This window comes from Trueperaceae bacterium (assembly GCA_031581195.1).
In the GTDB taxonomy this organism is placed as follows: Bacteria; Deinococcota; Deinococci; order Deinococcales; family Trueperaceae; genus SLSQ01.
In genome coordinates, this window is sequence record JAVLCF010000015.1 from 20597 (window position 1) to 28156 (window position 7560).

Annotated in this window: 8 protein-coding genes; all 8 read left to right on the forward strand. The window is 76.0% G+C overall.

The window, feature by feature from the left end; translation table 11 throughout:
* The first annotated feature begins 192 nt into the window (after nucleotides 1-192).
* Nucleotides 193-1998, forward strand: a complete 1806-nt coding sequence (gene pepF / locus RI554_02605; GenBank protein ID MDR9390901.1) for an oligoendopeptidase F — start codon at nucleotides 193-195, stop codon at nucleotides 1996-1998.
* 87 nt (nucleotides 1999-2085) lie between these two features.
* On the forward strand, nucleotides 2086-2895 hold the full coding sequence (locus RI554_02610) for a hypothetical protein (protein ID MDR9390902.1): 810 nt from the start codon (nucleotides 2086-2088) through the stop codon (nucleotides 2893-2895).
* A 56-nt stretch (nucleotides 2896-2951) separates the two neighbouring features.
* A complete protein-coding gene (locus RI554_02615) occupies nucleotides 2952-3701 on the forward strand; it encodes a ZIP family metal transporter (protein MDR9390903.1) in 750 nt (249 codons plus the stop codon).
* Nucleotides 3702-3751: 50 nt separating this feature from the next.
* Nucleotides 3752-5152 (forward strand): right-handed parallel beta-helix repeat-containing protein, encoded by a 1401-nt coding sequence (locus tag RI554_02620; protein MDR9390904.1) that lies wholly within the window; start codon nucleotides 3752-3754, stop codon nucleotides 5150-5152.
* A complete protein-coding gene (locus RI554_02625) occupies nucleotides 5149-5910 on the forward strand; it encodes an ATP-binding cassette domain-containing protein (protein ID MDR9390905.1) in 762 nt (253 codons plus the stop codon). The genes RI554_02620 and RI554_02625 overlap by 4 nt, the downstream gene beginning before the upstream one ends.
* Nucleotides 5903-6211, forward strand: a complete 309-nt coding sequence (locus RI554_02630; GenBank protein MDR9390906.1) for a hypothetical protein — start codon at nucleotides 5903-5905, stop codon at nucleotides 6209-6211. Before RI554_02625 ends, RI554_02630 begins: the two co-directional genes overlap by 8 nt.
* A 50-nt stretch (nucleotides 6212-6261) precedes the next feature.
* A complete protein-coding gene (locus tag RI554_02635) occupies nucleotides 6262-7035 on the forward strand; it encodes a hypothetical protein (protein ID MDR9390907.1) in 774 nt (257 codons plus the stop codon).
* A gap of 1 nt (nucleotide 7036) precedes the next feature.
* Entirely contained in the window at nucleotides 7037-7531 is a 495-nt protein-coding gene (locus tag RI554_02640) for a nitrous oxide reductase accessory protein NosL (GenBank protein ID MDR9390908.1), read from the forward strand.
* The last annotated feature ends 29 nt before the right edge of the window (nucleotides 7532-7560 follow it).

The following is a 7560-nucleotide window of genomic DNA, read 5'->3' on the forward strand; positions in this document are numbered from 1 at the left end:
TCCCTACCTGTCGCGCGACGGGGCGCGACCAAAACGAATTCCGGGCGGTGGCCCGGGGCCATTCCGAAACCTTCTTCGGAACGTCGCGACGATACGCCATGCGGGCCCCCGTTGTCACGCACGACGGCACCGACGCCGCGCCGCCCCCGGCCCGAACCGACCCGGAGGCGGCCGGAGCGGTACGGTTCGGGCATGCCCGACGCCCACCCCCGCTCCGCCGTACCGCCCCACGAACGCTGGGACGACGCCGCCCTCTTCGCGGACGTCGCCGCCTTCGACGCCGCCCTCGCCGACGTCGCACGGCGCCTCCCCGACCTCGCGCCCTTCGAAGGCACCCTCCACCAGGGCCCAGGGCGCCTCGCCGCCTTCCTCGCCGCGAGCGAAGCGATCGAACGCGACCTCGGCCGCCTCGCGGTGTGGGCGGCGATGGCCAGCAACGTCGACACCGAGGACGAAGCGGCGCTCGAGCGCGCCGATCGCGTCCAGGACCTCGGGACGCGCGTGGCGGAGGCCACCGCCTTCGCGACGCCCGAACTGCTGCGGATCGGCCTCGACGTCCTCCGCGACTGGATCCAGGACCCCGCCCTCCCCGACCGCGAACGGTGGCTCGCCCGCCTCGAGACCGAGGCCCCGCACGTCCGCAGCGAGGAGGTCGAAGCGCTCCTCTCCGCGCTCGGGACGCCGTTCGCCGGTGCGGCGACCAGCCACGCGCTGCTCGCCAACGCCGAACTCGCCTTCGCGCCCGCGCGCGACGCCGCGGGCGTCGAGCACGCCGTGACGCAGGCGCGCATCTCCGCGCACCTCGAGAGCCCCGACCGCGCTTTGCGCGAGAGCGCCTGGACCGCCTACGCCGACGCGCACCTGGCGCACCAGCGGTCGATGGCGACGCTCCTGACGACCGGCGCGCGCCAGACGAACCTGCTGGCCCGCGTCCGCGGGTACGACGACGCCCTGGCGATGACCCTCGTGCCGCTCGAGGTGCCCCGCGACGTCGTGACGTCGCTCCTCGCGACGTTCGAGGCGCACCTGCCGGTCTGGCACCGCTGGTTCGAGCTCAAGCGCCGGCACCTGGGCCTCGACCGCCTCGCCCCGTGGGACGTGCACGCCCCCGTGTGTCCCGCCCCGCCGCACGTCGGCTACGACGAGGCGGTCGGTTGGCTCGCCGACGCCCTCGCGCCGCTCGGGCGCGACTACGTCGACGCGATGCGCCGCGGCGCGCTGGACGAACGCTGGGTCGACCGCGCCCCGAACGACGGCAAACGCATGGGGGCGTTCAGCACCGGGACGCCCGACACGAAGCCGTACGTGATGATGAGTTGGACCGACGACCTGGCGTCGGCCAGCACGCTGGCGCACGAGCTGGGGCACTCGATGCACACGTACCTCGCGAACGGCGCGCAACCCGCGCGCTACGCGGGCTACACGCTGTTCGCCGCCGAGGTCGCCAGCAACCTTCACCAAGCGATGATGCGCGACCACCTCCTCCGCGAGCGGGCGGGCGACCGGACGTTCGAGCTCGCCGTGATCGACGAAACGATGGCGAACTTCGGGCGCTACTTCTTGATCATGCCGACCCTGATGCGCTTCGAGCTCGCGCTGCACGAGCGCGCGGAGGCGGGCGAGGGCCTGAGCGCGGACGCCCTGAACGACCTGCTCGCCGACCTGTTCTCCGAGGCGTACGGGCCCGCCATGGACGTCGACCGCGACCGCGTCGGGATCACGTGGGCGCAGTTCCACACGCACCTGTACGCCCGCTTCTACGTCTTCATGTACGCGACCGGCATCGCCGGCGCGCACGCCTTCGCCGGCCGCCTCCGGGACGGCACGCCGGACGCGGCGGAGGCGTACCTGGGCTTCCTGCGCGAGGGGGGACGCAGCGCCCCGCTGGACGCGATCCGGCGGGCGGGCGTCGATTTGGCGTCCCCCGCGCCGGTCGAGGCGGCGTTCGCGACGCTGGCCTCGCACGTCGACCGCTTCGAAGCGCTCCTGGAGACCTGACCCCCGGGGCATCCGACCCTGGCGGCGCGCGGTCCGACCCCCCATGCTCGGGGCTCGGTGGCGTCCGCCGCCGGGAAGGGAGCGGAGGTGACCCGCATCCTCGTCCTCGCCGGCCTCCTCGCCGCGATCCTGGTCGTGGTGCTGGTGGGCCTGCGCGTGCCCGCCGCCCCGTTCCCCGAACCGCCCCGCACCCAGGCGCCCGACACCGTCCCGGTCCCGCGGGACCTGCCCGCGCCGGTGGCGCGCTTCTACCGCGGCCTCTACGGCGACGCGATCCCGGTCACCCGGAACGTCGTGCTGACCGGCCGGGCGCGCCTCCGGATCCTGGGGGTCTCGATGCCGGCGCGGTGGCGCTTCACGCACGACGTGGGGCACGGCTACCGCCACGAGATCGTCGCGACCTGGTTCGGCCTCCCCCTCTTCGTCGTCGACGAGCGCTACCTGGACGGCGTCGCGGAAATGCGCTTGCCGTTCGGGATCGTCGAGACCGGCGCGACCGTCGACCAGGGCGCCAACCTGGCGCTCTGGGCGGAGGCGATGTGGTTCCCCGCCGCCCTCGCGACCGACCCGCGCGTCCGGTGGGAGGTCGTCGACGACGCCACCGCGATGCTGCACGTCCCCCACGGCGGCGACTCCGAGACGTTCATCGCCCGCTTCGACCCCACCACGACCCGCCTGACGGTCCTCGAGGCGATGCGCTACAAGGGCGCCGACGCGACGTCGAAGACGTTGTGGCTCACCCGCGCCGAGGCGTGGGGCGACGTGGACGGGCACCCGACGATGACGACCGCGAGCGTGCAGTGGCTCGACGAGGCGCAACCGTGGGCGACGTTCCGCGTCGATCACCTGCGCTTCGGGGTGGACGACCTGGACGCCCGCCTCGGGCGGACGCCCTGACCCCGACCGGGCGCCGTTCGCCCCCCCTCCCGCCCCCGCGGGCGTAGGCTAGGGCGGTGAGCGAGCTGCCGCCCGTCCTGTTGGTGTTCCTCTACGCGACGTTGACGGCGGTCGCCACCGGCCTCGGGGCGCTCCCCCTGCTCGCCCTCCGGCACGTCCCCGCGCGGGTGTTGGGCCTCGCGAACGGCGGGGCGGCGGGGTTGATGGTCGGCGCCAGCTTCCAACTGATGCGCGAAGGCCTGGAGCTGTCGATGCCGCGCACGCTGGTCGGCATGGCGCTCGGGCTCGCCGCGATCGTCGTCAGCCAACGCCTGCTCGAACGCCACGAGGGCGACGTCGGCGTCGCGGACCTCGCCGGCGCGTCGGCCCGCAAGGCGCTGTTGATCCTCGGCGTCATGACCGCCCACTCGTTCGCGGAGGGCATCGGCGTCGGGGTGAGCTTCGGCAGCACCGTGAGTTTCGGGATCTTCATCAGCCTCGCGATCGCCGTGCACAACGTGCCCGAGGGCTTGGCGATCAGCCTCTCGATGGTGCCGCGCGGCGTCCCGGTGTGGCGGGCGGCCTGGTGGAGCATCGTCTCCAGCCTCCCGCAACCGCTCATGGCGGTCCCCGCGTTCCTGTTCGTCGCGGTGTTCGAGCCGTTCCTGCCCGTCGGGCTGGGGCTCGCCGCCGGCGCGATGCTGTGGATGGCGCAGTCGGAGCTGCTGCCCGAGGCGACCGAGGCGGCGTCGAAGGAATCGGTGGCGACGACGTTCGTCCTCGCGCTCATGGCGATGGTCGCGTTCCAGGTGCTGATCGGCGGCTGACGCGCCGCGGCACACGCCCGCCCGCCGTCCGGCGGTACCGTTCGGGCGTCATGCCGCCCCGCCGCGCCCCGCGCGTCGCCGCCCCCCACCGGCCCCCCCGACGCCCCCTCGCCGGCCTCCTGACCGTCGTGGCGACGCTCGCGTGCCTCGGGAGCGCCGCAGCGCAGCGCGACGTCGTGCACCTCGCCCCGAACGACCCGTGGCCCGACCCCGCCCCCGGCAGCACCGTCGTTCTCGCGCCCGGCACGTACGACGGGCCGTGGACCGTCACGACGCCCGACGTGGTGATCGAGGGGACGGGCGCGACCCTGCGCGGCCCCGCGGAGGGGTCGGCGCTGGAGCTGCACGCCCCCGGCGTCGTGGTCCACGACCTGACGGTCGAGGGGGGCGGCACGAACCCGGACCTGTACGCCCCCGACGCCGCCGCCTGGCTGCTGGACTGCCACGGCTGCGTCCTGGAGGGCTTCACCGCGTCGGGCACGCCGGCGGGCCTCCGCATCGAGGCGTCGCGCGACGTGCGCATCGACGGCGCGACGTTGCGCGGCGGGCCCGAAGGGCCCGGCGTCACCGCCTACCAAGCCCCGAACCTCGCCCTCGTCGACCTGAACGTCCGCGGCTTCCTCGACGGGGCGTACGTCGAGCGCTCCGACGGGGCGCGCGTCGTGGGCGGCCACCTGCGCGACGCCCGGCGCTACGGCCTGCACGTCATGTTCGGCTCCGAGACCGTCCTGCGTAACGTCGCCGTCGCGGACGGCGGCGTGGGGTCGGCGGTGATGTACGCCCGCGACGCGCGGATCGAAGGCGTGCGGTTCACCGGGCACCGCGGCCCGCTGGCCTACGGCATGCTGCTGCAGGAGATGGACGGCGCGACGGTCCGCGACGTCGCGCTGGACGGCAACACGGTGGGCGCCCTGATCGTCTCCTCGCGCGACGTGCACCTCACGGGCGGCGCGGTGACCGGCAACGGCACCGGCCTCCTCGTGCGCCGCGCCGAGGGCGCCGGCGCGAGCGCCGTCCGCGCGGCCGGCGTCACCTTCGCCGGGAACGTCGGCGACGTCGCGGTCGACGACCCCGCCGCCTCCGTCGCGCTCCGCGGCAACGCCTTCGACGCCGCCAGCCCCCTCGACCGCGATCGCGACGGCGTGAGCGACGTCGCGCACCTCCCGACCTCCACGTTCGCGCTCCTCACGACCCGGACGCCGGACCTGTCGCTGTTCGCCCTCCACCCCGGCGTGACGCTGTGGGAGGCGGCGGAACGGCGCGTCCCCGCCCTCCGCACCGCCCGCCTCCGCGACCGCGCCCCCCGCCTCGCCGAACCCGCGGTCGGAGCGGCCCCATCGGGGGCCGGCGCCGCCCTCGCCGGCCTCGTCGCCGCCGCCGGTCTGGCGTTGGGCGCCTCGCTCGCGCGCGCCGGCTGGGCCCCCGCGCCGCCCGGAGGCGGGGCGGCGTGAGCGCCCTCCCCCTCGCCGACGTGCGGGCGGCGTCCGTCCCCGGCCGCATCGACGGCGTCGACCTGGAGGTCGGCGCGGGCGCGACGGTGGCGGTGATCGGCGCGAACGGCGCCGGGAAGTCGAGCCTCCTGCACGTCCTCGCCGGGCGCCTCCGGGCGCGCGGCGGGACGGTCCGCGTCGCGGGTCACGCCCCCCGTTCCACCGCCGCCGCGCGGGCGCGGGCGTACGTCCCGCAACGCATCGATCTACCCCCCCACGTTCGCGCGGGGGAGGTCCTCGCCGTCGCCGCCCGCGCACGCGACGCCGACGACGCCGCCCTGCGCGACGCCGCGACCCGCATGGGGCTTCACGACGTCCTCGCGCACCCGGTCGGGCGGCTCTCGGGCGGGATGCAGCAACGCGTCGCGCTCGCCGCCGGCCTCGTCGGCACCCCTCCGCTGTGGCTGTTGGACGAACCCGCGTCGGCGCTGGATGCCGGCGGGCTGGCCCGCCTCGGGGCGTGGGTCGCCGCCCACGCCGCCGCCGGCGGCGCGGTGATCACGAGCGCGCACCGGCCCGAGGAGGTCGCGGCGTTCGCCGACGACGCGGTCCTGCTGCGCGGGGGGCGACGCCTCCACCGGGGCCCGGTCGACGCGCTGTTCGAGGTCGTCGACGCGCGCGACGGCGCCCCCCTCGACCTGCCCGAGGGCGCCGTACCGCGCCGGATGCCCGGCCCGCGGCTCGCGCGGGCCCTCGAGGGGGAGGACCCGCATGCGTGACGCCGCGCGCCGCCGCGTCCGCGCCGCCGCCCTGGCCGGAACGCTCGCAGCCGCTCTGGCGACCGGCGCGCACGCCGGACCGTTGGGGGTGCGCGCCGACGACGCGTCGGCCTGCCACGCGCCCGCCTACCGGCAACTCCAGGTCGATCCCACCGCCCCCACCGCACCACCGCCGCCCACCCCCGACGTGGGGAGATCCACCGAGGTCACGCGGTTCGCGGCACCCCCTGCGCCCCACCCGGCCGACCTCGCACCGATCCGCGCGCGGGACGCCCGCGCCCCGCCGGCCCACGGCGCCTGATCCCCGTCCGTCCGCACCCGACGCCCGACCCGCGACACGAGGAGACCCGCATGACGACGCACGACGACACCCCGAACACGCCCCCCGAAGGCCCCCAGATCGACCGCCGGCGCTTTCTTGCGCGCCTCGCCGCCGCCGGCCTCGCCGCCCCGTTCCTGGGGACGGCGTGGGCGGACGGCCACGGCGGCATGGATCACGACGGCATGGACCACGATGCGATGGACCACGGCTCCATGGATCACGACGGCATGGATCACGACGGCATGGATCACGACGGTATGGCGATGGGGACCGGCGACGCCGTCGGACCCGACCGGCTCCCCGCCGCCGCCATTCCGTGGGAGGGCACGACGTGCAGCTTCTGCGGCATGACGATCGCGACGCCCGAGGGCGGCCGCCTCGACGCCGGCTTCCGGGAACGCACGTACGCGCAGATCGTCCTGGACGGCGACGTGGACGGCGCCTCCGTCCACCACTTCGAATCGATCGCCTGCATGACGAACTGGGCGTACGCGAAGGGGGTTCGCGACGGGCACGGCGCCACCTTCTACGTCGCCGACGAGGGCGGCGCGACGGCGCCCGACCACGGCCTGCTCGCCGCGCGGGGCGCCACGTTCCTGTGGGCCGAGGGGCTGCGGGTCAGCATGAACGCCCGCCTGGCGGCCTACCCGAACGACGCCGCCGCGGACGCCGGCCTCGCCCGCCTCGAGGCGCCCGGCCGGCACTACCGCCTGGACGCCGCGACGCTGTACGACCTCGCGCCGGTGCCGGAGATGAACCTGATCCCCCTCCTCGCCGAAGCGTCGGGGCTGCTGGCGGACTGACGTGCGCCGCCGCCACTTCCTCGCCCACCTCGCCGCGTGGGGCGCCGCCCTGGCGCTCCCGCGGGCGTGGGCGGACCCACGCCCGATCGACGACCGCATCGACGTCTGTCCCTACTGCGGCATGAAGGTGATCGACGCGCGCTTCGCGGCGCAGGTCGAGACGGAGGGCGGCCGGACCCTGACGTACGACGCGATCGAGTGCCTCCTCGATCACGCCGCCGGGCACGGCCCCCCACCCCCCGACGTGGCGGACGCCTGGCTCGCCGACCGCGTCGCCTCGTCGCGGGACGACGCCACCTGGCTGGCGGTCGACGCGGCCGTGCTGCTGCACCACCCGCGCCTTCGCACCCCGATGGGGGGCGGCCTCGCGGCGTTCGCGGACGCCGACGCCGCAGCCGCCTTCGCCGACGCCAACCGCCTCGACGGCGCCCGGACGCTCACGTGGGAGGCCGCCCGCCAGGAGGCGGACGGCCGCCCGTGGGTGCCGCCCTGGTGAGCGGTCGCCCTCGCCGCCGGCCCGGCCTG